Annotated in this window: 21 protein-coding genes and 1 riboswitch; of the genes, 8 read left to right on the top strand and 13 right to left on the bottom strand. The window is 72.0% G+C overall.

What is annotated here, in order from left to right; genetic code table 11:
* Positions 1-73: 73 nt before the first annotated feature.
* A complete protein-coding gene (locus tag AC0QU1_RS00465) occupies positions 74-1,183 on the bottom strand; it encodes a winged helix DNA-binding domain-containing protein (RefSeq protein ID WP_483573705.1) in 1,110 nt (369 codons plus the stop codon).
* 428 nt (positions 1,184-1,611) lie between these two features.
* On the opposite strand from AC0QU1_RS00465, the gene AC0QU1_RS00460 reads away from it, so the two are divergent.
* Positions 1,612-2,295, top strand: coding sequence for a C40 family peptidase (locus AC0QU1_RS00460; RefSeq protein ID WP_483573704.1), 684 nt, complete (start codon positions 1,612-1,614; stop codon positions 2,293-2,295).
* An 81-nt stretch (positions 2,296-2,376) separates the two neighbouring features.
* Here the strand turns inward: AC0QU1_RS00460 and AC0QU1_RS00455 are convergent, their stop codons facing one another.
* Both AC0QU1_RS00455 and AC0QU1_RS00450 read right to left on the bottom strand, forming a co-directional pair.
* Positions 2,377-3,438 carry a S8 family serine peptidase gene (locus tag AC0QU1_RS00455; RefSeq protein WP_483573703.1) on the bottom strand — a complete coding sequence of 354 codons (1,062 nt, stop codon included), beginning with the start codon at positions 3,436-3,438 and terminating at the stop codon, positions 2,377-2,379.
* Positions 3,439-3,599: 161 nt separating this feature from the next.
* A complete protein-coding gene (locus tag AC0QU1_RS00450; protein ID WP_483573702.1) occupies positions 3,600-4,493 on the bottom strand; it encodes a hypothetical protein in 894 nt (297 codons plus the stop codon).
* Between the two features lie 193 nt (positions 4,494-4,686).
* Positions 4,687-4,850, top strand: a riboswitch (cyclic di-AMP (ydaO/yuaA leader).
* 1 nt (position 4,851) lies between these two features.
* Here AC0QU1_RS00450 and AC0QU1_RS00445 point away from each other — a divergent pair.
* Together AC0QU1_RS00445 and AC0QU1_RS00440 are read left to right on the top strand one after the other, a co-directional pair.
* Positions 4,852-5,595: a C40 family peptidase gene (locus tag AC0QU1_RS00445; RefSeq protein WP_483573701.1), complete on the top strand. Its 744-nt coding sequence runs from the start codon at positions 4,852-4,854 to the stop codon at positions 5,593-5,595.
* 220 nt (positions 5,596-5,815) lie between these two features.
* Positions 5,816-7,183 carry a TrkH family potassium uptake protein gene (locus tag AC0QU1_RS00440; protein WP_483573700.1) on the top strand — a complete coding sequence of 456 codons (1,368 nt, stop codon included), beginning with the start codon at positions 5,816-5,818 and terminating at the stop codon, positions 7,181-7,183.
* A gap of 96 nt (positions 7,184-7,279) precedes the next feature.
* Here AC0QU1_RS00440 and AC0QU1_RS00435 read toward each other — a convergent pair whose 3' ends face one another.
* Positions 7,280-8,218, bottom strand: a complete 939-nt coding sequence (locus AC0QU1_RS00435) for a hypothetical protein (protein WP_483573699.1) — start codon at positions 8,216-8,218, stop codon at positions 7,280-7,282.
* The gene (locus tag AC0QU1_RS00430; protein WP_483573698.1) at positions 8,215-8,478 is read right to left on the bottom strand and encodes a GlsB/YeaQ/YmgE family stress response membrane protein; all 264 of its coding nucleotides are present in this window, start codon (positions 8,476-8,478) and stop codon (positions 8,215-8,217) included. Before AC0QU1_RS00430 ends, AC0QU1_RS00435 begins: the two co-directional genes overlap by 4 nt.
* Before the next feature lie 208 nt (positions 8,479-8,686).
* On the opposite strand from AC0QU1_RS00430, the gene AC0QU1_RS00425 reads away from it, so the two are divergent.
* The gene (locus AC0QU1_RS00425; RefSeq protein WP_483573697.1) at positions 8,687-9,523 is read left to right on the top strand and encodes an ion transporter; all 837 of its coding nucleotides are present in this window, start codon (positions 8,687-8,689) and stop codon (positions 9,521-9,523) included.
* 3 nt (positions 9,524-9,526) lie between these two features.
* Here the strand turns inward: AC0QU1_RS00425 and AC0QU1_RS00420 are convergent, their stop codons facing one another.
* Positions 9,527-11,503, bottom strand: a complete 1,977-nt coding sequence (locus tag AC0QU1_RS00420) for a class I tRNA ligase family protein (protein WP_483573696.1) — start codon at positions 11,501-11,503, stop codon at positions 9,527-9,529.
* A 628-nt stretch (positions 11,504-12,131) separates the two neighbouring features.
* Here AC0QU1_RS00420 and AC0QU1_RS00415 point away from each other — a divergent pair.
* Together AC0QU1_RS00415 and AC0QU1_RS00410 are read left to right on the top strand one after the other, a co-directional pair.
* Positions 12,132-12,353, top strand: a complete 222-nt coding sequence (locus AC0QU1_RS00415; protein ID WP_483573695.1) for a hypothetical protein — start codon at positions 12,132-12,134, stop codon at positions 12,351-12,353.
* A gap of 7 nt (positions 12,354-12,360) precedes the next feature.
* Positions 12,361-14,049: a zf-HC2 domain-containing protein gene (locus AC0QU1_RS00410; protein ID WP_483573694.1), complete on the top strand. Its 1,689-nt coding sequence runs from the start codon at positions 12,361-12,363 to the stop codon at positions 14,047-14,049.
* 1,813 nt (positions 14,050-15,862) lie between these two features.
* On the opposite strand, the gene rlmC is transcribed toward AC0QU1_RS00410, so the two are convergent.
* The 5 genes from rlmC to AC0QU1_RS00385 form a co-directional block, all read right to left on the bottom strand.
* Positions 15,863-17,041, bottom strand: a complete 1,179-nt coding sequence (rlmC, locus tag AC0QU1_RS00405; protein WP_483573693.1) for a 23S rRNA (uracil(747)-C(5))-methyltransferase RlmC — start codon at positions 17,039-17,041, stop codon at positions 15,863-15,865.
* A gap of 6 nt (positions 17,042-17,047) precedes the next feature.
* Entirely contained in the window at positions 17,048-18,253 is a 1,206-nt protein-coding gene (locus AC0QU1_RS00400; RefSeq protein WP_483573692.1) for a M15 family metallopeptidase, read from the bottom strand.
* 198 nt (positions 18,254-18,451) lie between these two features.
* Complete coding sequence (locus AC0QU1_RS00395) at positions 18,452-19,075, bottom strand: DinB family protein (RefSeq protein WP_483573691.1); 624 nt, start codon at positions 19,073-19,075, stop codon at positions 18,452-18,454.
* A gap of 87 nt (positions 19,076-19,162) precedes the next feature.
* Positions 19,163-19,930 (bottom strand): ABC transporter permease, encoded by a 768-nt coding sequence (locus tag AC0QU1_RS00390; protein WP_483573690.1) that lies wholly within the window; start codon positions 19,928-19,930, stop codon positions 19,163-19,165.
* A complete protein-coding gene (locus tag AC0QU1_RS00385; protein ID WP_483573689.1) occupies positions 19,927-20,895 on the bottom strand; it encodes an ATP-binding cassette domain-containing protein in 969 nt (322 codons plus the stop codon). The genes AC0QU1_RS00390 and AC0QU1_RS00385 overlap by 4 nt, the downstream gene beginning before the upstream one ends.
* Positions 20,896-21,019: 124 nt before the next feature.
* Here AC0QU1_RS00385 and AC0QU1_RS00380 point away from each other — a divergent pair, with 124 nt between their 5' ends.
* Together AC0QU1_RS00380 and AC0QU1_RS00375 are read left to right on the top strand one after the other, a co-directional pair.
* A complete protein-coding gene (locus AC0QU1_RS00380) occupies positions 21,020-21,886 on the top strand; it encodes a TetR/AcrR family transcriptional regulator (protein ID WP_483573688.1) in 867 nt (288 codons plus the stop codon).
* Positions 21,887-22,057: 171 nt separating this feature from the next.
* Positions 22,058-22,702 (top strand): DNA-3-methyladenine glycosylase I, encoded by a 645-nt coding sequence (locus AC0QU1_RS00375; protein WP_483573687.1) that lies wholly within the window; start codon positions 22,058-22,060, stop codon positions 22,700-22,702.
* Between the two features lie 12 nt (positions 22,703-22,714).
* On the opposite strand, the gene AC0QU1_RS00370 is transcribed toward AC0QU1_RS00375, so the two are convergent.
* Positions 22,715-23,587, bottom strand: a complete 873-nt coding sequence (locus tag AC0QU1_RS00370; RefSeq protein WP_483573686.1) for an LLM class F420-dependent oxidoreductase — start codon at positions 23,585-23,587, stop codon at positions 22,715-22,717.
* A gap of 99 nt (positions 23,588-23,686) precedes the next feature.
* A complete protein-coding gene (locus tag AC0QU1_RS00365) occupies positions 23,687-24,298 on the bottom strand; it encodes a TetR/AcrR family transcriptional regulator (RefSeq protein WP_483573685.1) in 612 nt (203 codons plus the stop codon).
* Between the last annotated feature and the right edge of the window lie 102 nt (positions 24,299-24,400).

Below are 24,400 nucleotides of genomic sequence, written 5' to 3'. Positions count from 1 at the left end.
AAGGCTCCGCGGCTCGTCGAGCGCGTTCCGCGTCGGCCACGCTGACGCGCCGCCCGACATCCGTCCTCGCCGACTACGCGTCCCTCGCGTAGTCGACCCGGCCCAGCTCCAGCCAGGACGCGAGCTGCTCGATCTCCGCGTGCACCGCGTCCATGGTGGCCCCGTCGAACGGCAGGTCCTCGTGCACCGCGAAGACGTTCAGCACGCCCTCCTTGCGGTCGGCCTTGGCGTCGAGCTTCCCCACGAACCGCTCCCCGTGCAGGATCGGCAGCGCGAAGTACCCCCAGCGCCGCTTTCCCTTCGGCTTGTACATCTCCAGCATGTACTCGTAGTCGAACAGGTCGAGGAGCCGGGGCCGGTCGGCGGCTGTCGCGTCGAACGGGGACAGCAGGGCCGTGCGCGGCTCGAACTCGTCGTCCACGCGGTCCAGCAGCTCCGGGTGGACGCGCCACTCGCCGTCGACCCCCTCGACCTCGACCGCCTCGCCGGGTAGGTCCACCCACCAGCCGCCGTCGCCCGCGCGGCCCTGCACCCGCTTGCGGGCGATGCCCTCCGCGGCCAGCCGCCGGTCCACCCGCTCCCGCAGCGCTTCGGCCAGCGGAACCGCCTCGACCTGCGGGTACACCCGCTCGGCGAGATCCCACAGCCGCTGGCGACCCTTGCGTCCCACCATCGCGAGCTTGCCCTGCATGTTCAGGGCCTCCAGCATCTCGGCCACGCTGCGCCGGCTGCTCCAGCCCTCCGCGCCCCAGGTGAACGGGACCCGCGCCGTGTCCGGCACGTCCTTGGCGAGCACCGGCCCCTCCGCCTCGACCAGGGCCAGCACCTCCCGCTCGAAGTCCGCGTTGTCGGCGAGCCACTTCCGCATGGTCTCGTTCTGCGGCCACCGGGCCATCTGCTCCAGGTACAGCGGCAGGTCGCCCATCGACCGCACGGTGCCGCGGAGCTGGAACAGCATGCGGTCGGTGATCGCGTCGTCGACCGCGCCGAGCCAGTACTCGTTCCCGAGCCGCGACCAGGCGACGAGGTCCACCGCCGGCGCCACGGCCGACGTCGGGTCCACCGCGAGGAACGTCAGGTCCTCCACCAGGTGCACCAGGTCGACCGGCCGGTGAGCGTCGAGGAGCTGCGCGCGGAGCGCGATGCGGCGCGCCTGCTGCACGGTGAGCCGGTGGGTGGCCATGCCGCGAGGATACGGACGGGTACCGACAGAGGCGCCAGGGCGGCGCCTCGCGCGGGGCGCAGGAGCCGGGTACAAGAGCTGACACGCCGCCGGAGACCGGCGTGTCGCATCATTTCCTCTCGTGTTTGGCAACGCCCCTCACGGCATCATTTTGGTGACGAGAATGACCCTTACGCTGGGAAAAGGCATCTGGTCGAAAAGTTACGCGCAATTTGGACACTCTGTTACTTCACGACAACTGTTATCTGATCGAGACAAGGTGGTACCCCGTATGTAGCGTCGGTTTCGTTGCGCCACCGGAGGCACAACCGCGGGCCCCATTCCCCAGACCGGTACGGGCCCACGAACCCGGCGACTGGAGAACTTCGGTGAGTACCACCGTCCGGCGCGCTCGACACCGCGCCGATCATGCTCCTAGCACTTCGTTCATGACCGTGACCCGCACCGCCGCCCGCTCTGGCGCGCTGATCGCGGCATCATCCGGACTTCTCGCGACGGCGCTCGCACCCAGCGCATACGCGGTCGCGGCAGACGGTTCGAACCGACTGGCGACCGTCGACAAGACGGCACTGACGCAGGAGACCCACAGGGAGGTCCCCGCGGCGCCGGCGGTACAGGTGGCGAACGACGCGAAGCTCGAGATCGAGAGCGCCGCCGTCAAGGTCACCCCCGCTCCGGAGCCGGAGCCCGTCGTGGAGCCGGCCAGGTCCTTGGAGGTGGAGGCCACGGCGGTCGCCGACGAGGCAGAGCCCGCTACCCCGGACTACGCGTCCGACGGCTCGATCGGCGCCCAGGCCATCTCGATCGCCATGCAGTACATCGGCATCGCCTACGCCTACGGCGGCAGCTCGCCCGACACGGGCTTCGACTGCTCCGGCCTGATCAAGTACGTGTACGCGCAGCTCGGCGTCGACCTGCCGCACTCGTCGTCGTCCATGGTGGGCGCCGGCTACCAGGTCGAGTCGCCCATCCCCGGCGACATCGTGTGGACCCAGGGCCACGTCTCCCTCTACGCCGGCGACGGCATGGTGGTCGAGGCCGCGAACTACGGCAGCCCCGTCCGGTACGTCTCGCAGTGGCAGGACTACGCGGTCTACATCCGCCCCTACTGACCGAGCCGCCGACACAAGACCGGGCGGGCCGGGACCGTGGTCCCAGCCCGCCCGGCTGCTGTCTCGGCAGCGGACCGCCGGTCAGTACGCGACAGCGGCCGCCGCGTCGACGATGCCGTACCCGTACAGCGGCGTCCACAGCCCCCGCAGGCCCAGCAGCGGGTCGTTGGCCGTGTACAGGATGGCCTTCTCCACACCCGCCGTCGGACGTCCCTGCGCGAACAGCAGTGCGGCAACGCCCGCCACGTGCGGCGTCGCCATGGACGTGCCCGCGTACGAGTCGTAGCTGCCCCCGCTGCAGATGTCCGACCCGGTACCCACGGGAACCGTGGACCAGACGTCGCCGTCGCAGCCGGTCAGGCCGCCCGAACCGCCGGGCGCCGAGACGCTCTTCAGGTCGAGCTTGATCGGCAGCTCCGAGTAGTAGGAGTGGATACCGGCCGAGTCCGTGGCCCCCACGCAGATCGCGACGCTCGTGAACGCCGGGTCGCTGCAGAGCGGGGTCGAGGAGTTGCCGGCCGCCGCCACCGTGAGCACGCCCTGGGTACGGGCGTACGCGATGGCGTCACGCATCAGGGAGTCGACGCCGAGGATCGTCAGCAACTGCGCCCCGGGGCCGGAGCCCAGGGAGAGGTTGATGACGTCGGCGCCGTGGTCGGCAGCCCAGCGGATGCCGTCCGCGATGTCCTGCGACGAACCCGACCCGGCCTCGAGCACCTTGACCGGGAGGATCTTGGCGTCCGGTGCCACACCCGCCACACCGATGCCGTTGTTCGCCGCAGCGGCCACGATGCCCGCCACGTGCGTGCCGTGCTCGTCGCCGTTGTTCTTGCCGTCGGGGCCCCTGAAGTCCCCCTTGCCGCACGGACGGACGTTCGCGCAGCCGGTGAAGGTGGCGCCCGGCAGGAGCTGCCCTGCCAGGTCGGGCTGGTCGAAGTCGACACCCGTGTCGACCACTGCCACCACCGCGCCCTCGCCGGTGCTGACCGACCAGGCAGCCTCGGCGTTGATCTGGTCCAGGCCCCACTGCTTGCCCCGGAGGGGATCGCTGGTCGCGGCCTGTGCACCCGGTGCCATGGCGACGAGCACCGCCACGGCGAGCGCCGCGGAGGTGGCGGCGCCGACGAGTGACCTTCTCTTCATATATGCCCCCATTGCTCGCACAGAGGCTGATTGCCCCCGAACTGACCTAAACGTAGGGGGACCGGACATGTGTAGAACAGGGTAGATGCGCGGTTGTGGGTGAAATTTACACAATCGCAATCAGTAGTGGCCCGGCCTGACCGACCTGGCCAGGCCCGAGATCAGGCCAGCGCCTCGAAGAGCTCGCCCTCCTCGTCCGCCGCCTCACGCGAGAGCCGGAGCGCCGCGATCGCCGCGCCGAGCAGCAGGGCGACCACCCAGGCGCCGAGCTGGTGCCCCTCCGTCACGATCGCCGCAGCGGAGATCTCGTCCCAGACGATGCGCCCCACCGAGGACAGGTTCTCGGCGAGCACCGACCCCGATCCGAGGTCGTCCTGCACGGCGAGCAGCGCCGGCCCGGTCGCCTGCAGCGCCCAGACGACGCCGGCGGTGGGCAGCCAGCCCAGCAGCTCCATCGGCCGGCTGTCCACGGCGAGGCCGAACGCGATGCCGAGCGCCACCGCGAAGATCCACCAGGTGCCGGCGGGGGACACGGAGTTCCCCGGCACGAGGCCCCAGAACCACCCGTCGAGGAGGACGACGGGCAGGGCGAGCGCGAGGCCGCGCAGCGCCGCCGGACCGAGGCTCGCCAGGAGCCCGGCACCGAGCCCGACGAGCCCCACGGCACCGGTGAGGACGAGCATCCCGAGCGGCACGACGTCGTCGCCGGTCTCGCGGACCGCGAGCCACCAGGAGGTGCCGCCCGTCGCCGCCATGCCGAGCAGGGTTCCGGCGATCGCGGCGCCCGCTCCCGCGCCGGCCGACGCCGGGATGCGGGCGGTGCCGCCCGCCAGGAGGCCGCCGAGCAGGGCCATGACGACCAGGCCGACCACGTCGCCGTCGGCCGTGAAGGGGAGCGGGAGGAAACCGCCCGCCGCGGCGGGCGAAGCCTCGGCGAGGCCTGTGACCTGGTACAACACCTGCAGCAGCCAGGGCAGGAACCCGCAGACCCACCAGACGATCGCGCTGATGGGGACGACCCACCAGGCAGAGACGCGGTACTCCTTGTCGTCCATGCCGCCGAAGGTAGCGGATATGTGATGTCGGTCATAACCCCTGACGCCCGGAACGGTGCAAATCTGCATCTTCGTTGGGTCAGACCGTAATGCGTAACCCGATCGTGACTTTTTCCGTGAAGGTGTGTACTTTGACTTCTGCTCCACCGCATCGGTGGAGTCGTGAGCCGGGCGCCGAGTCCTGTCACCGGTTCATGACCAGACGCTCAAGACAGGAGCGGGGGACCCACTTCCGGGCGACAGCAGGATCGTCGTCCTCGGGGTGAAGCCGGACGGAACCCCCCAGTAGCCGTGCGGCCGGGTTGTACTCCTACCCGAACCCGACAGCTGACCTCGCAGGCGGTACAGGAGACATTAGGTGACGAACTCCATCCGTGGCCGGCACCGCGACAGCCGGCCGGCCATGACACCGCTGACCATCCTTGCCCGTACCGCCACCGAGAACGCCGGCACCGTCGCTCGCCGAGGAGCGATCGCCGCAGCAGCGGGTGGCGTCCTGATCTCGACCATCGCCACGACGGCGCACGCAGCCCCTGCGATGGACCTCAAGACCGACGTCAAGACCGCGAAGCTCAACTCGGCCGACCTCAGCTCCCTCACCGCGGTGGCCAAGCAGGCCGTGGCCGCAGCCCCCACCGTGACCGTCCCGGCCGACGCGAAGATGCCGATCGAGATGGAAGCCCTCGGCGCCTCGTCGGGCTCCGGTGCCGACGGCGAGAAGGGCGAGGCGACCGCCGCCGTCGTCTCGGTCGACGCGCCGGACCCCGTCCCGCTCGGCCAGCAGGCCGTCAACATCGCCTTCAACTACCTCGGCATCACGTACGTGCTGGGCGGCGCCTCGCCGGCCACCGGCTTCGACTGCTCCGGCCTCATCTCGTACGTGTACGCACAGCTCGGCTACTCGCTGCCGCACCAGTCGGGCGCGCTGCTCGGCTCCGGCTACCAGGTCACCTACCCCGAGCCCGGAGACATCGTCTGGACGCCGGGCCACGTGGCCCTCTACGCGGGCGACGGCATGATCATCGAGGCGTGGGCCGCCGGCATGCCGGTGCGCTACACCGAGATGTGGCAGAGCAGCCCGACGTTCATCCGCGTCGCCTGACGCACCTACCGCACGTCGCGCTCGCCGCAAGCAAGGCCGCGCTCTGCGCCAGCAGAGCATCGAGAGGCGCCGCCTCCGCATCGGGTCCCGCCCGACGCCGGAAGCGGCGCCTCTCGCGTGCCCGCACCCGCCGACGGGCTACGGTGACCGTCGGACGTCCGGACGGCGTCCGCGAGGCAGCGCGAGGCAGTTCGGCGCCGGATGAACGAAGGACTACCAGATGCGGTTCAGCAGCCCCGTGGGCCGGGAGCAGGGCCGCGGCGCGGCCCTGGGAAGGCGGCCGGGTCAGCTCGTGATCGTGGGCTTCCTCGGCGCGATAGCCGTGGGAACCGTGCTCCTGCTGCTGCCCGTCGCGGCGTCCGGCGAGCCGGCCACGTTCATGGAGGCCCTGTTCACCGCGACGTCGGCCGTCTGCGTGACGGGGCTGATCGTCACCGACACGCCGGTCTTCTGGTCGGGGTTCGGCGAGGCCGTGATCCTGGTGCTCATTCAGCTCGGCGGCCTCGGCGTGATGACGGTCGCGTCGCTGCTGGGGGTGCTGGTCAGCCGGCGCCTGGACCTGAGCACCCGGCTGGTCGCCGCGGCGTCGACCCGCACCGTGGGCCTCGGCGACGTGCGCCGGATGCTGGTCCGGGTGGTCATCCTCGCGCTGGTCGTCGAGGCGGTCGTGGCCCTCGTGCTCGCGGCGCGCTTCGCCGTCGCCTACGACCAGCCTCTCGGCCAGGCGCTCTGGCACGGCGTGTTCCACTCGGTCTCCGGCTACAACAACGCGGGCTTCGCCCTGTTCTCGCTGTCGCTGATCGACTTCGTGGCCGACCCGTGGATCTGCGTGCCGATCTGCGTCGCCACGATCCTGGGCGGACTGGGCCTGCCCGTCGTCCTGGAGGTGCTGCGCGAGCGGCGCCGTCCGGGGCGCTGGAGCGTCCACACCAAGATCACGCTGCTCATGACGGCCCTGCTGCTGGTGGGCGGTACCGGCTTCTTCCTGCTGACGGAGTGGGACAACGCGGCCACCATGGGCACGCTCGACACGGGCGGCCGGGTCCTGGCGTCGTTCACGCAGTCCGTCCAGGCGCGCACGGCGGGGTTCAACTCCGTGAGCACGGGCGACATGCACACCGAGACCTGGCTCGGCACGGTCATCCTGATGTTCATCGGCGGCGGGTCGGCGGGCACCGCCGGCGGCATCAAGGTCACCACGTTCGCCGTGCTCGCCGTGGTGATCTGGTCGGAACTGCGGGGCGACCCGGACGCCACCGTCTTCGACCGGCGCATCTCGCCCGCCACGCAGCGCCAGGCGCTCACCCTCGCCCTGCTGGCCGTGGCGATCGTGGTGCTCCCCACCCTGTGGATGACGGCGCTCTCGCCGTTCACGGTGGACCAGATCCTCTTCGAGGTGACCTCAGCGTTCAGCACCACCGGCCTGTCCACCGGGATCACGGCGTCCCTGGCCTGGTACCACCAGCTCGTGCTCGTGGTGCTGATGTTCATCGGGCGGCTCGGCCCGATCACCCTCGGCACCGCGCTGGCCCTCCGCGCGCGACGGCGCCTGTACCGGCTCCCGGAGAGCGCGCCGATCATCGGCTGAGCCGGAGGTGCGGCGAAGGGTGGGGGCCGGCACCCGCCCCGAGCGGAACCGCAGGCTCAGCCGACAACCAGCAGAGCCTGAGCCGGAGGTGCGCCGTCACTCCGGCCAGGCGCAGTAGTCCGCGATGAAGGCGAACAGGTCGGCGCGGGCGGCGTCAGGCATCGGCACGTAGACGACGTGCTGCGGCTCCCCGTCGACGCTCGCGTACACGGGCAGGAACGTGCCCCGCTTGTCCTCGCCCACGGCATGGGCGTCGCAGCGGGCCGGCACCACCGGGAGCACCAGCCGGCCGGAACCCTGCCCGGACAGCTCCCGGCCGGTCCATCCGGAGCCGCCGCCCGGGTTGCTCAGGAGCGTGGTCCCGCCGATGCGGTCGACGGTGACCTCCGGACCGCCCGCCACCGGCTCGATCCGCATCGTGACCAGGGCGGCCCACTCGCCGTCGCGCCGCTCGACGGGCACGTCCGCGTCGACGGCGAGGTCCGCACCCGCCGCCACGGCGGCCTGGGCGCAGTCCACCGCATGGTTGCGGGCGAGGTGTCCGGCGGGATCGCCGACGTCGTCGACCACGACGTCGGTGGCCGGGCCCAGGTCCTCGTACTCGCCGAGCGCCAGCGTGATCGTGGCCGACGGCGCGGGGTCCGGCACGGGCTCGCCCGGTCCCGCCCGGTAGCCCGCGCACTCCGCCTCGCCCAGCCCGACGTAGACGTCACGCGTCGTGCCGGGGCGCAGGGCGATGGTGCGCCCCTCCCTCGTAGGGTGCGACGGCCCGAAGCCGTCGGCGTGCAGGGCCCCGGCCAGGAGCGTCATCGTCTCGTCGGAGTCGTTGGTGACCGAGAGCAGGATCTCCCGGTCGGCGTACTGCGTGCGCCCCTGCCCCACCTCGACGCTGAGGCGGGCGGCCACGCCGTCCGGCACGGGACCCAGGGTGGACGACGGCGCCGCGGCGCCGCCCGTGCAGGCGACCGCGGCCGCGCCGATCACCGACGTCAGGACGACGGCGGTGAGGGCGCGGCCGCGGGCTGCTGCGATCAAGCGTTCCTGCGACCGAAGATGGCCTGCGCGATGAGGATCACGATGATCGCGCCGATCACCGCGAAGAGCCAGGTCGACCAGGACCAGAACTCGCTGAAGCTGATGTTGAAGATGAGTCCACCCAGCCAGCCGCCGAGCATGGCGCCGAGCACGCCGAGGAGCAGGGTGACCCAGAAACCACCCGGCTGCTTGCCCGGGATGACGATGCGTGCGATCACGCCGGCGATCAGTCCGAGGATGAGAAAGGCCCAGAAGCCCATGGTTTTTCCTCCAGAGTGGTATGGCTTGCTTGCCTCTACCTCAGCACTGTTTTATCCGACTTGCCACCGGACCCGCCGATCAGCCCCATATCGGGACATTGCGCCCAGCGAACCGGCCTAACACCGCCGCGCTACAGTTCGCCGGGGCGAGGGGCCCGACGCAGGACCGGGGCGAGGGCCCCGGGCACGAAAGAGTGAAGGAGACACGATGAACCAGGCCACCGGCACCCGGGCCGAGCCACGGACCGCACGGGAGCGCGTCGGCGATCTCCTCGGCCGCAAGTGGTTCACCAACGTCGTGCTCACCGTGATCCTGGCGAACGCCCTGGTCCTGGGCGCGGAGACCATGGTGGACGGCCGCGCTCTGGAAGTCCTGGAGACGCTGGACCACATCATGCTCGGCTTCTTCGTGCTCGAGCTGCTCCTGCGGTTGTACGCCTACGGCTGGCGGTTCTTCACCGACCCGTGGGCGGTGTTCGACCTCCTCGTCGTGAGCGTCGCGTTCCTCCCGGCGAGCGAGTCGCTGTCCGCCCTGCGCGCCCTGCGGGTGCTCCGCGTGCTGCGCGTGATCACCGTGGTGCCGTCGCTGCGCCGCGTCGTGGACGGCCTGCTGCGGGCGGTGCCGGGCATGGGCGCCGTGGGTGCCCTGCTGGTCCTGGTCATGTACGTGGCAGCGGTCATCGCCACCGGGCTGTTCGGCGAGGCGGCGCCCGAGTACTTCGGCCACCTCGGGACGTCGCTGTTCACGCTGTTCCAGGCCATGACCGGCGAGGCGTGGCCCGACATCGCCCGCGCGGTGATGGAGACCCACCCCTCGGCGTGGATCTTCTTCGTGCTCTACATCCTGGTGGTCTCCTTCGCGGTGCTGAACCTGTTCATCGCCGTCATCGTGAACGGCATGGAGGAGATCTCCGAGGAGGAGCGCAAGGACGACGCGCAGAAGGACCAGCGCCTCGACGACCTGGCCGCGCAGAACCGCGAGATCCTCGTCGAGCTCCGCGCCCTGCGCGCGAAGCTCGACGCGGACGACAGCGCCCCCGTCTGACCGCTAACCGAGCACGACGGCGACCAGGTGCGGCGGGCGCACGACGACCCGCCGCACCGTCCGGTCACCCACGGTACGCGCGACGGCCGGCCGGGCCAGCGCCAGCCGTTCCAGCTCCGCCGGCGCCACATCGGGGGGCACCGGCAGCCGGTCCCGGACCTTGCCGTCCACCTGGACCACCGCCTCGACCTCCGTGGTCACCAGCAGCGCCGGGTCGACGGCGGGCCACGGCTGCGCCGCGACCGGCGTCGTCCGGCCCAGCCGCTCCCACAGCTCCTGCGCGGTGTGCGGGGCGAACAGGCTCAGCAGCACGGCGACGGCCTCGACGGCCTCGCGCCAGGTCTCGTCGCCTCCGGCTCGGCCGCCCGACGACGCCCGCCGCACCTCGCCCACCAGCTCCATCAGCCGCGCGACGGCGACGTTGAACCGCCCGGCCTCGACCAGCCCGTCGACGTCGTGCACGGTGCGGTGGACCGTGCGGCGCAGGGCGTCCGGTCCGTCGTCGCCTGCCGCCGGGGGCGGCCCGCCGGCCAGGACCAGCCGCAGCACCCGGACCAGGAACTTCCGCATCGCCTCGGGCGAGACGTCCGCCCAGTCGACGTCGTCCTCCGGCGGCCCCGCGAACAGCATCGCCAGCCGGACGGCGTCGACCCCGTGCCGGTCCAGCTCGGCCGCCAGGTCCACGCCGTTGCCCAGCGACTTGCTCATCGCCCTGCCGTGGTTGACCACCTGGCCCTGGTTCAGCAGGCGGGCGTACGGCTCGGGCGAGGGCACCAGGCCCATGTCGTACAGCACCTTGGTGATGAACCGCGCGTACAGCAGGTGCATCGTCGCGTGCTCGACCCCGCCGACGTAGAGCGCGGCGGGCATCCAGCGGGCGGCGTCCTCCGGACGGAACGGGCCGCCGTCGTACCCGGGCGACAGGTAGCGCAGGAAGTACCAGGACGAGTCGACGAACGTGTCCATCGTGTCCGTGTCGCGCTCGGCCGGACCGCCGCACCGCGGGCAGGTGGTCACCACCCAGTCGCGGGCGCCCGCCAGCGGGGAAACGGCCTCGGCGTCCGACGACGTCGCGGACCGCGGCAGTAGCTCGTCGCCCGCCAGGTGCGGCAGCTCGACCGGCAGCTCGTCGTCCGGCACCACCACCTCGCCGCACTGCGGGCAGTGCACCACGGGGATCGGCGCGCCCCAGTAGCGCTGCCGGGAGATCAGCCAGTCGTGCAGGCGGTAGGTGCTCCCTGCGCCCTGCCGGCCGCCGGCCGGGACGCCGTCCCGCGGGCCGTCGGACGGGACGCCGTCCTGCGGGCCGGACCGCCCGATCCAGTTCCGCTGCATCGTCAGCACGTGCGCGGGCCAGCCCGGCTCCAGCAGCGTCATGTCGTCCAGCAGGCGGTCCGCGTAGGCGGTGATCCGGAAGAACCACTGCGTCAGGCTGCGGGTGACGACGGCGGTGCCGCAGCGCTCGCACGCGCCGTCCACCACCTGCTCGTTGGCCAGGACCGTGCGGTCCTTCGGGCACCAGTTCACCTCGGCCGCCGCCCGGTAGGCCAGGCCGCGCTCGTGTAGGCGGGCGAACAGCCACTGGGTCCAGCGGTAGTACTCGGGCTCGTGGGTGTGCAGGCGCCGCGACCAGTCGAACGAGACGCCGTAGCGCCGGATCGATGCGGCCTGGGTCGCGATGTTCGCCTCCGTGAAGACGGCGGGATGCTCGCCACGGCGGATCGCCGCGTTCTCCGCCGGCAGGCCGAACGAGTCCCAGCCGACCGGGTTGAGCACGTCGAAGCCCTTGGCGCGCCAGAACCGCGCCAGGACATCGGTGATGGCGAACACCTCGGCGTGGCCCATGTGCAGGTCGCCCGAGGGGTACGGGAACATCGTCAGCAGGTAGCGCCGGGGACGGGCGCCGTCGTCGGCCGCCTCGAACAGGCGGTCCGCGGCGGGGTCGCCGCCGGGCTGTGGGGTGGTGCGCTGCTCGCTCATGGCTCTCGCTCTCCGGTACGTCGATCGGGTCCGGGCACAAAAAAGCCCCTCGCACGGAGGGGCGGCCGCACCGGGTGTGCCCGATCGAGGGCTGGTCCGGTGCGGCTAGCTAAGCAGCGAGCGTGTTCTGCGCATGCCTCAACGGTACGGCTACCGGCCGAGCGGGGTAAAGGAAGTTAGGCGGGACGCCTGTCGTCCTGAGCGTGCGTCGTCCTGAGCGTGCGTCGTCCCGAGCGTTCTGAGGCACGAGCGCCGGCTCGGTCCGCCGCCAGCGAGGCCCGAGCCGGCGTTCGTGCCAAGGGCGGGAGCGCGTGGCCCGGCGCGACCAGCGCACGCCGAACCACGGCTCCCGTCCGACGCACCGGAGCTCGGCCCGCCCCCAGCGTGGTCCGAACTTCGTCCGCGTCGCACCTTTGACGCGGATGCGTCCCGGAAGTCACAGCACTCTCGATGCAACTGCATGTGGCCTACGTCACAGGCCTACCGGACGACGCCGTCCGGCGCGCGCCGAACGGTGCCCCGGGCATCTGCCTGGCGCACCTTGGGGCGCGAACCGGACGTCCCGGGAGAATTCGAAGAAACTTCCAGAAGTGCTGTGACATCCGGGTGACTCGTGCGTCTGGGCTGCATGGAACACACCGAGCACCCCGAACTTGTTCGTCTGGGCGCCCAGTACTTGCGCGCGTACGCGGAGGGAGACGCCGTCAACCTCTACCGCCTCGCGGATGCGTGGGGGGCGAGCGACCTGATCGCCGCCACCTGCGAGGTAGCGCTCGCGGTCATCCACGCGACGACCGGACCACAGGGCCTCGACGCAGTCTCGACCACGTTCGCGACGACCCGGAGGTGAGCACTTCATGGACACGACCGAGCCCACGGCCAGGCGCTTGACCAGGCCCACGACCGAGAAGACGCTGACGGCCGCGCCCCCCAGCGGCGCCGCCTCGACATCTGATCACGACAGAGAGTTGCGCAAACACGGACCGGTGGTGCGATTATTGCCCAGCGAGTCAAACCCGGACACTATGCGCAGAGAGGGGCAGGTTCGCGTGACGACGACCGGTGACCTGCGGATTGACGATTGGGTGGTGCATCGCCCGAATGTCGTGCGGTCCGTCCAGGCACGCGTGCCCGGCATCGACGCCGAAGAAGCCACCAGCCGCGCCCTGGAGAAAATGGTCCGCATCGTCTCCACCGGCGGCACCATCACCGAACCCGCCCCGTACTGGCGGCGGGCCGCGGTCAACGAAGCCATCACCATGACCCGCGAAGCCGGCCGCGCCCGGCCCGTCGAGGACGACACCCTGGACGGCCTGACCCCACCCGCCCCCGGCGCCGAACTCGACACCGAACGCCAGGCCGACGTGTCCATGCTGCGCACCGCCCTGGCGGATCTTGCCGAACCCGACCGGCAGCTCCTGCTCGACCGGCACGTCCACGACCACGCCGTGACCGACATCGCCACCCGCCTCGGCGTACGCCCCCACGCGGTCACCATGCGGCTACGCCGCGCCGAGGAACGCCTCGCCGGGGCGTTCGCCGCCGCCCACGCCCACGCGGTCAACCAACCCGAATGCCGCACCACCCGCGCCGCCATGCACGACTACCTCAAAGGCCGCCTCCTGCCCAGAAGGCAGCGCAGCCTGGAAGTCCACATGGACGGCTGCGCCGAATGCACCCGCGCGTTCATCGACGTGCGCGAAGTGTCCTGGATGCTGCGCGACCTGGGCCAGCACCTCATCGCCGGCGGCACCATCACCGGCGCCGTCGGCGGGGCGGCCAGCGGGGCCGCCGGCGCTGCCAGCGGGGGTAAGCCGCGGTCGTTCGGAAAGAAGGAGACCGCGGTGGCGGCCGGCGTGCTGGCCGCCCTGGCCATCGGCGGCAGCGCCGCGGCCCTCATCATCAACCAGCTCGACGATCCTCCGGTCCAGGCCAGCCAGGACGGCGGGGCCGCCGGTGCCGGTGGCGGCGGCGAAGGTGCCGGCGGCGGGGGTGGTGGTGGCGGCGACGCCGGGGCCGGACCCGACTCCGAGCAGCCCGCGACCGAGGAGCGGCCACCCTCGATCCCGCCCAACGACCCTCAGCCGCGCCCCGCGACGACGCCCAAGGAGGACGGGGCCCCGGCCGCGGACCAGCCTCCGGTCGTAGCCCAGCCGGCCCCCGAGACGGAGAGCGAGCCCGACGCACCGGCCGAGCCGGACGAGGCTCCCGAGCCGCCCACGACGGACCCAGGCCCCAACCCCACTCCCGACCCGGCACCGGGCGGTGGCCCGGACGAACCGGATCCGGGAGAGCCCACCGACCCGCCGGGGAACCCGGGGCCGGAGGATCCCGTGGACCCGCCGACGGAACCGCCGGAGCCCCCGGAGGTTCCCACCGACCCACCGGGCCTCGGCACCTCGATCGAGGATCTGCTCGCCAGCCTCGGTCTCTCCGACCTGCCCGGTATCGATCTGGTGACCACCACGCTGGACGAGCTCTGGGCGCTGATCTTCGGCACGTTCTCGGGCACGGCCGACGACGCCGGGTCGGCGGCCGACAACTGACAGCAGGGCGGGCCGCTACCAGGCCTGTGCCTTCTCACCCCTGTGCCGACGCACAGCGTCCCTGGGCGAGAGCCCAAGATCGGGATGTCACCACGTCGGCATCTTCCATGCGCCTGCATTCTTTGCGAGCATTCACGCCCAGAGTTTCGTGCAACGTGACAGCACGCGGCGCCTGTCGCGTGCGGGAGGGGGTAGCGTGACCGTGACCGGCGCGGACCCCGGCCAGTGGGCGGCGCACCGCCGCACGGTGGTCTTCGCGGTGTCCCGGCGCGTTCCCGGCGTCGACCCCGAGCTCGCCACCAACCGCGGCTTCGAGCTGCTGTGCGCGGAGCTCATGAAGCAGGGCCGGCTGTACGACCCCCTCGCGTTCTGGAGCGCCGCGTCGCTGGAGGCGGCGCTGCGGATGGCACGGGACCAGGCCGAACCCGTCGACCGGACCACGGACACCGAAGCGGTCACCGCGCCGACTCCGCGCGCCCTCGACCCCGAGGTGCTGAGCGCCGTGATGGACCGGCTGCCGGCCGGTGAGCAGCAGCTCCTCTGGGACCACCACGTGGGGTCCCGTCCCATCAGCGCGATCGCCGACGAGATCGGCGTGCTGCCCTACGCCGCCAAGCGGCGCCTGCGCAGGGCCGAGAACCGGCTCGCGAGCAGCTTCACCGAGACGGACGCGGACGGCACGGCCGACCCCGAGTGTGCGCCCGCCCGGGCCGCCCTGCACGACTTCGTGCGCAACCGGCTCCTGCCGCACCACCGGCAGGAGGTCGAGGACCACATGGTCCAGTGCGCCGACTGCATGCGGGCGTTCGTCGATGTCCGGGAGTCCTACTGGATGCTGCGCGGCGTCGCCCCCTTCCTGCTGCTCGGCGCCGCGACCACTGCCGAGACGGGCACGGCGGTGGCCGGCGGTGCGGCGGGTGCGGCAGCCACAGGTGCGGCGGCCACGACTGCGGCAGCGACGGGTGCCGCCACCGTGACGAGCATCGGCGCCGGCTGGCTCGCCACCCTGGGAACGCGCGCCGTCCTGACCGTGCGCGGCGTGCTGACCGACCCGATCGGCCTGACCGCCACCGTCGCCAGCAGCCTGCTCGTCACCACCGCCGTCACGACCGGGGTCGCGGGCGATGCAGGTGCCACGCCGCCGTTCCTCGAGAACGAGGTCGTCTCCGTCTCGAGGTCCGACGACGCGGAGGCCGTCGTCCGGCAGGTCACGCCGACCTCGCGGAGCGAGGACCCGACGAACCTTCCCGACTCGGTCCTGGCACCGCGCGGCTCCGGCGCGAAGCACGGCACGCCGCCCGGACTCGCGAAGAAGAAGGGCACCCCACCGGGCCTGGCCACAAAGGACGGCGTGCCGCCCGGCCTGGCGACGACGAACGGGACGCCGCCCGGGCAGACCACGAAGGACGGCACACCACCGGGCCTCGCGAAGAAGGACGGGGTGCCGCCCGGGCAGGAGAAGAAGGACACGGTACCGCCCGGCCAGGCCAAGAAGGACGGCGTACCGCCGGGCCAGGCCAAGAAGGACACACCTCCGGGGCAGGCGAAGAAGGAGACGCCGCCGGGCCACGCCAAGAAAGACACACCACCCGGCCACGCCAAGGACACGCCACCGGGTCAGGGCAAGAAGGACAGGACGCCGCCGGGCCAAGCCGACAAGGACGAGCCGCCTGCCCACAAAAAGAGGCCCACACCACCCGGCAAGGACAAGGACCACAAGACGCCGCCCGGCCAGGCGGAGCAGGACACACCGCCGGGGCAAGGCAAGAAGGACAGGCACGCCGGCCGCGACGGGAGCGAGCGCACCCGCGGATCAGGAGCGTTCGAGGAGGACCAGCACCTCGTAGTGCGCGGTCTGCGGGAACATGTCGAGCAGGCGCGCCCGCACTGGGCGCAGCGAGGGCATGGCGGCGAGGTCCTTGGCGAGCGTCGTCGCGTTGCAGCTCGAGTACAGGACGTGGTCGATCCCCGAGCCCTCCAGCCAGTGCGCGAGGTCCCCGCCGATGCCCCGGCGGGGAGGGTTCACGATCACCATCTCGGGTAGCGCGGCGGCGTCCGGTCCGGTGTCGTCCGGTCCGACGGCGAACGCCGTCGCGTCGCCCGCCGCGAACGTCACGTCCCGGAAGCGGTCGGCCTCGCCGCCGTCGCGCAGCCGCTCGACCGTGGCCGTCGCCGCGGCGACGGCCTCTGCGCTGATCTCGATGCCCGTGACGGCCCGCCCGGGGGCCGCGCAGTGCAGCGCGAACCCGCCCACCCCGCAGTACAGGTCCCACACGCTGCGCGGGCTCAGCTCGTCGACCCACGTACGGGCCTGCCGGTAGAGCTCGGTGGCGACGGCGGTGTTGGTCTGGAAGAAGCTCTGCGGGCGCAGGTCCAGCGTGATGTCGTCGATGCGCATCGGGAGCGTGGTGCGCTCGGTGAACGGGATCTCCAGGTCCCCCTCCAGCACGGCGGCGTGCGCGGGCTGGATGTTCGCCGACGCGACGGCGAGGGCCGGCAGCTCGGCCCGCAGCCAGCCCAGGTGCTTGCGGATCCGCGCAATCGCCTCCTGGGAGCGCAGCACGAACCGGACCATGAGCTCGCCGCCGGGCGAGAGGGTGACCAGGAGGTACTTGAGCTCGCCGCGCTGCTGCACCCGCTTGCCGGTGCCCGCCACCTGGTACGGCTCGAGGTTCGCCCGCGTGACGAACGCCGCCAAGGGCGCGAAGGACGACTGCAGCGCGTCAGGGTAGAGGCCGCAGTCCGTCAGGTCGATCCCGTGGCCCGCCCGGTCGAGGATGCCGAGCACCGGCTCGGCCACCGTGCCGCTGACCACCATCTTCGCCTTGTTCCGGAACCCGGACTCCACGCTGGTGACCGCGGGGAGCCACTGGACCGCGCTCGGAAGAAGCGTGGCAACGTGCCGCTCCTTGTCGAGCACCTGGGTGGGGTAGTCGATCTCCAGCAGGGTGCAGGAGCGGCAGCGGTCAGCGTCGTAGTGGGGGCACCGCACGCCCCATTATCTCGTGTACTCGAAGTGCCACGGCTCCTCGCGTCCGCCACCCTGCCGTGCCCAGTGCGGGTGCTCCCAGCCGACCTTCGGCCCGTTGGCCGCGAGCCACTCGTACTCGGGCTGGCCGAACCGGAAGCCGTCGTCGACCGGGACGTCCACCGCGAGCGCCCAGCCGTGGTTGGACGTCCCGGGCGCGGCGACCTGCCCGCTGCCGAACTCGTCGAGCGCCTGGAGCTGCCAGTCGTAGGGCCGGTAGCCGTACTCGACGCGCAGCGGCTTGCCGAACCTCGCCTCGAACCCGGCGGCCAGCTTGCGCCAGTCCTCGGCGGCGTCGCAGCGCAGGTACTGGTCCTGCCCCTCCGGCCCGACGCCCACCTTGCACAGGTCGTCCAGGGCGAGCCGGCCGTTGGTGCCGTCCGCGACCGTGGCGCGCGCGTCCCAGGCGGCCGCCTCGATCGCCACTCGCGCGGCCTCGCGCCGCTGGCCGAGCACCTTCACGGAGTTCAGGTTGCTGGTGTTCACGCCGGCGGCGAGCTCCGCCTCGCCCGCGGCGCGGCGCGTCGAGAGAGCCTTGCGGACGGCGGCCGGGGCGCCGGCCTCGGCAGTCCAGTCCAGCGTGTACCTGGCGTCGCGCACGGAGATCTTGAGCTGTGCCGTCACCTTCGTGAGGGTCGCCTGCGCCGTCTTCAGCTCGGCCGCCGCCTTCCGCTGCCGTTCCGCCTCGGCACGGGCCTTGGCCTGGGCGTCCTTGCGCTCCTGCTGCCACTGGCGGTACGAGGCCTGCACGTCCTCGGTCGCCGAGACGAGCGTGGTCGAGGTGGTGCGCATGGTGATCGCCCACTCGGTCGCCTGCGCCTCCAGGGCGTCGATGTCCTCGGGAGCGTCGAGCCCGTTGGCGCCCGCCTCGGGGACCGGCGGCGGTTCCATGGCGCCGAGCTTCCGCGCCGCGGCGACGTGTCCGGCCAGCTCGGCGCGGACGGCGTCGTCGGTCACCTTGCCCTCGGAGGCCGCGAGGGCCTTCTCCGCCGCCGCGATCTGCTCGGCCAGGCCCTCCTGGGCCGTGCGGCCCTCGTCCACCGCGAGCACGACGTCGGCGCGCGCGTCCGTGAGCTGCTCCAGCTCGCGTTCGCCCCCGATGCGGACCAGGGCGAACACGATGCTGCCGACCAGCGCGACGGCCGCGACGATGAGGAACATGAACAGCGGCCGCATGGAACCTCGGTCGGACCGCCCGTTCCCCCTGCCGGACGAGGGCACGTCGGTTCTCCCGAGTGACACCTCGGACGTCGCACGGGACGACGACGGAGCCTGCGCGGCGTCGCCGGACGGCTCGGCCGGCGGCCCGGAGGGAGTGGGCGGTTCAGCGGCAAGGGGCATGGCCCGCAGTTTGGCGAATCTCGGCCGAGGACGCTAGTCGCCTGCCTGCTCAGCGAGGTTCTTGAGCTTGTCGACGTACGCCGCGGCCTCGCCCTCCTGCCAGTCCGGGATGTTGGTGTTGTCGGCGCGCAGACCCACCGACTCGTCAGTCAGCTCGCGGAGGATGTCCGCGTGGCCGGCGTGCCGGGCGGTCTCGTCGGTCACGTGCACGATGAGGCGGAACAGGGTGACCTCGCCGGACTTCCACCACGGGACCCGCCCGACGGTGTCCAGCGGGAGCGTGTCGATGGTCTCGTCGCAGAACGCCCAGGCCCGCCGGTAGAGGTCCACGACCGAGGCGACCGACTCGTCCGCCGTCGCGTACCAGTCGGCCTGCGGGTCCTTCTCCCAGTCCTCCTCGGAGACGACCTCCGCCGGGTTCGGCCACTCGCGCCCGAAGCATGCGCCGAGGTAGCCGAGCTCGATGTTGGCACAGTGCTTCACGATGCCCAGCAGGTTGTTGCCCGAGGGGACGAGGGGCCAGCGCGCCTGCTTCTCGGTGAGGCCCTCGAGCTTCCACACGAGGGCCTCTCGGGTCTCCTGGAGGTACTGCTTCAGGATCCGCTTCTGCTCGAGCTCCGCCGTACCGCCGGCCGGTTCACCAGTCGTCTGTGCCATGGGGACAGTGTGTCGCCGACCACTGACATTCGCCGAGCCCGGCGGGCGCGCGCCCGCCGGGCTCGGCGTCCGATGCCCCGGTCCGGCTCAGCGCCGGGCGCGGAACGCCACCCCCGCTGCCACCGCGAAGACCACGCCGAGCCCGAGGCACCAGGCGACGGCGAGCGCGGCGGTTCCCGCGGGATCGGCCACGCCCGCTGTGCCGCCCGAGAGCAGCCCGCGCACCGTCTCGATCACCGGGGTGACCGGCTGGTGCTCCGCGAATCCGCGCATCCAGCCCGGCAGCGTGTCCACGGGCACGAACGCGCTCGACACGTACGGCAGGAACATCACGAAGAAGGAGAAGCCGCCCGCGGCGTCGGGCGACCGGACCAGGACGCCCACGAAGGTGGCGAGCCAGGTGATCCAGCCGACGAACAGCAGGATCATCCCGACGGCCCCGAGCCACTCCAGGGCCGACGCCTCGGGCCGGAAGCCCATCAGGATCGACACCCCGAACACGATCGCGGTGGTGGCCAGGTTCTTCACGAGGCTCGCCACCACGTGTCCGGACAGCACGGTCCAGGCGTTCATGGGCATCGACCGGAGCCGCTCGACCATGCCGCTCGACATGTCGTGCTCCACCGCGAGCGCCGTGTTGGCCGCGCCGAACCCGGCCGCCAGCAGGATCACGCCCGGCGTCACGTAGTTGATGTAGTCCGTGCCGATGTCGACCGCCCCGCCGAACACGAGGACGAACATCAGCAGGATGACGACGGGCAGCACGACCGCCGTGATCATCGCGTCCAGGTCCCGCGAGACGAGGCGCAGGCCGCGGGTCGTCATGGTCGAGACGTCGCTCAGCAGGTGCGTCATGCCGCCACCCCCGTCGTCCGGGCCGGGCGCTCCTGGCCGACGTGCCCGGTCAGGGCGAGGAAGACGTCGTCGAGGCTGGGCGCGCGCACCTCCCAGTGCTCCGGTACCACGCCGGCGGCCTCGACCACGGACAGCACGGACCGCACGTGGGCCACCGAGCCGTCGGTGGGCACGCGCACCCGCGCGCCGTCGGTCGTGGCGACAGCGAGCGCGGGGGCGACCAGGGCGGCGTCGGACGGGGTGGCGAAGGTGAGCTCGACGCCCGCCTCACCCACCTCGCGCTTGAGCCGGGCCGGGGTGTCGTCGGCGACGATGCGGCCGCCGTCCACCAGGGCGACCCGCTGGGCGAGCCGGTCGGCCTCCTCCAGGTACTGGGTGGTCAGGAGGACGGTGGTGCCGTCTGAGACCACCGCTCGGACGACGTCCCACAGCGCCTGGCGCGACCGCGGGTCGAGGCCCGTGGTGGGCTCGTCGAGGAACATGACCCGTGGCCTGGTCAGCAGGCCCGCCGCGAGGTCGAGGCGGCGGCGCATGCCGCCCGACCAGGTGCCCACGCGGCGGCTCGCGGCGTCGGCCAGGTCGAACGCGGTGAGCAGCTCCGCCACACGTTCGCGGATCACGCGCCGCGGGAGGTGGGCGAGGTGGCCCATCATCGTGAGGTTCTCGGCTCCCGACTGCTTGTCGTCGACCGCGACCTGCTGCCCCGTGAGGCTGATGATCTCGCGGACCCGCCGCGCGTCGCGCACCACGTCGAACCCGCCGACCGTCGCGCGTCCGGCGTCGGGCCGCAGCAGGGTGGACAGGATCCGGACGGTGGTGGTCTTGCCCGCTCCGTTGGGCCCGAGCAGGGCGAGCACCGCTCCCTCTTCGAGCTCCAGGTCGAGCCCGTCCAGCACGGGCGGACTCGCAGAGCCCCGCCTCCCGAAGGACTTGCGCAGGCCTTCGGCCGTGACGATCGCAGCCATGGTCTTCCTCTCTCGGATCACTTACTGTGTATGCCGTACTCGTTTCAGTGTGGAGCGTAAACAGTATGGGGTCAAGAGAGTTTCGGACCGGGTCGCGGCGCGGAGCAGGGCAGGATGGGTGTCGATGAGCACCGACACGACGCCCGAACCGGCCGAGCAACCGCAGGACCCAGGGGCCGCGGGTGAGCTGCCCGCCACCGTGCAGCGTCTGTGGGGGGCGGTCGCGCCGCGGCGGCGCGGGCCCAAGCCCGCGCTGTCCACGGCACGGATCGTGCGCGCGGCCATGGACCTTGCCGACGCCGAGGGCCTCGCCGCGGTCTCGATGGCGCGCGTCGCCGAGGCGCTCGGGTACACCCCCATGGCCCTGTACCGGCACGTGTCCGGCAAGGAAGAGCTGCTGGTCCTGATGTCGGACGCCGTGGCGGCCGACATGCCCGAGATCCCGGACGACGCCGGGTGGCGCGCCGGGCTGGAGCTGTGGACGCGGGCCCAGATCGACATGGGGCTGGCCCGGCCGTGGATGCTGGAGCTGCCGCTGTCCGCGGCCCTGCCCGGGCCGAACCGGGTGCGCTGGATGGACCAGGCGTTCAAGGTCATGCGCCTGGTCGACCTGCCCGCCGACGAGAAGCTCGCCGTCATCGGCCTGCTCGCGCAGCACGTCCTCGGCGAGGCCAGGGTCCAGGTCGAGTCCCGGCGCGCGGCGGTCCAGCAGGTGCGGCGCGACGCCGGACTGCCGAGCTCGACGCCCGAGTCCGAGCTCGACCCCGCAGCGATCGAGGCGGCCAACCCCTGGGTCGACTTCGAGACCATCCTCGCCCGGTTCGCCGAGCCGACGGCCTACCCGCACCTGTTCGAGTCGTTCGCGACGTGGCAGGGGCCGGCGAGCACCGAGGCCGTGGACGACGACATCAACTTCGGGATCGGCGTGGTGCTCGACGGGGTCGAGGCGTACCTGCGGCGCCGCGGCGCGCTGCCCGACGACGGGTCGTGAGCCCGCGCACGACGGCGGGCCGTGAGCCCCGCGCACGACGGCGGGCCGTGAGCCCCCACCCACGGCGCCGCAACGATCCTGGCGCGACCACAGGCAGCGGTTTTCGGACGTCGTGCACAGGCGGGCGGCCCGACGGCGCGGAGTGTCAGTGGCGTGCGTCAGAGTGGTGCCGTGACAAGCGACCCCCTGACCGACACCACACCCGAGCCCGGCACCGCCCTGCGCTGCTTCGGCGACGGCGACCCGCTCTACGAGACGTACCACGACACCGAGTGGGGCGTGCCCGTGCATGGCGAGCACGCGCTGCTCGAACGCATAGCGCTCGAGGGCTTCCAGTCCGGCCTCTCCTGGATCACCGTGCTGCGCAAACGGCCCGCGTTCCGGGAGGCCTTCGCCGGCTTCGACCCGGAGCAGGTGGCGGCCTTCGGGTCCGCGGACGTCGAGCGCCTGCTCACCGACGCCCGCATCATCCGCAACCGCATGAAGATCGAGGCCACCATCGACAACGCGCGGGCGGTGGTCGCGCTGCACGAGTCGGGCCGCACGCTCGACGAGCTGTTCTGGTCCTTCGCCCCCGAGCCGGCCGAGCGCGAGCGCGCGGCCACCTTCGCGGACGTGCCGGCCTGGACCGCCGAGTCGAAGGCGATGAGCAAGGCGCTGAAGAAGGAGGGCTTCCGGTTCATCGGCCCCACGACGGCGTACGCCGCCATGCAGGCGTGCGGCCTGGTCGACGACCACCTGGCGACGTGCCCGGTCGTGCTCAGGGCCGCCCGGACGGCGGAGACGGGAGCGGCCCGCTCGGGGACGGCCGGCTGAGCGCCGCGGACGTCACAGCTCGGCGCACGGCTCGACCACCGGGACCACGGCGTCGCGCACCCACTCGGCGAGCGATGTAGCCGGTGGGCGCAGGATGACCGTGTCCACGCCGTGGCCCGCGAAGCCGCGCATCTCCCTGACGAAGTCCGCCGTGTCGCCAGGACCGATCGGCGCCCCGCGGTGCAGCATCGTGACGCGGATCTCGGCGGGGTCCCGGCCGACGTCGGCGCAGTGCCGGTGCAGGACGTCCAGCAGGTGGCGGAGCCGCTCCGGGGTCTCGGCGAACAGGTTGCACGCGTCGGCGTACTGCGCCACCAGCCGGAGGGTCTTCCGCTCCCCCGACCCGCCGATCATGATCTCCGGGCCCGACAGCGGCAGCGGCGAGCACAGCGTCTCGGCGAGCTGGAAGTGCTTGCCCTCGAACGGGCCGTTCTCGTCCGGGTCGTACATCTGGCGGGCGATCCGGACCGTCTCCTCCAGCATCTCGAAGCGCTCCCTGACCGGCGGGAACGGCACGCCGAACGCCAGGTGCTCCTTGTGGTACCAGGCGGCACCGATGCCGTAGGTGGCCCGCCCGCCCGAGACCACGTCGAGGGACGCGACGATCTTCGCCAGCAGACCCGGGTGGCGGTAGGTCACGCCCGTGACCAGCGCACCGAGCTGCACCTTCTCGGTCACCCCCGCCAGGTAGCCGAGGGTCGTGTATGCCTCCAGCATCGGGTCCGACGCCGGGAAGCCCTGGTGCTCCATCTGGAAGTAGTGGTCCATCACGGAGACCCAGGAGACACCGCCGTCGTCCGCGTACCGGGCGGCGTCCGCCAGCTCGGTCCGCATCCGGGCGGGCTCCATCGAGTCGTAGCGCATGAAGTGGGTGCCGATTCGCATGTCTCGATCCTCCTCCGCCGTCGCGGCGCGTCAACCGCTCGGATCGAGGACGGCGGGGGTGGGTGGGCGCCGGACGCGCGGCCGGCGCCGAACGCGGCGTCAGACGCCGACGCGCTCGTCCCTGCGGCCCAGGACGCGCGCCACGAGCCACGTCATCGAGTCGGCCGTCTCGCGCGGCGTCGCCGACGGCTGCATGACGTGGCTCAGCGCCGACCGCACGACGAAGTCGATGACCGCGGAGATCCGCTCCGGCTCCAGGTCGACGTCGTACTGGTCCACCCGGTCCTGCACCACCACCTTGACGGTGCCGAGCAGCGACTCGGAGTGCGTGGTGAGCAGGGGCAGCAGCTCGGTGTCCGCGCCGTGCGTCGCCGAGACCACGGCGCGCAGCAGCGCGTTCCCCTCCGCGAACACCAGGGTGTTCTCGAGGGCGGCGTGGATGGCGGACATCAGGTCGTCGGGGTGGCTCTCGAAGCCCTCGACGATCTTGAAGATGAACTTGGCCGACTCGGTGAGCACCATCGCCTCGGCCAGGTCCTCGCGGCTGCCGACCGCGTTGTAGATCGTCTGCCTGCTGACGCCCGCCTCGGTCGCCAGGCGGCCCATCGTGACCTTCGACCAGCCGTCGGCACAGGTCAGACGCGCGGCAGCGGCGATGATCCGATTCCGGGTGGAGATCGGGTCGTCGTATCCGGCGGTTGCCTCGGCCATGCCTCGATCCTAGGCAACGTGCGGCCTTCGATCAGGGAAAGCCCGGGCCGGCGCCGCGGATTTCACCCTTTCTCCCCCGCCGCGGATCCCGCGATACGGAAA

This window comes from Promicromonospora noduliphila, from assembly GCF_056951025.1.
This window is presented reverse-complemented; position numbering and strand designations above follow the sequence as displayed.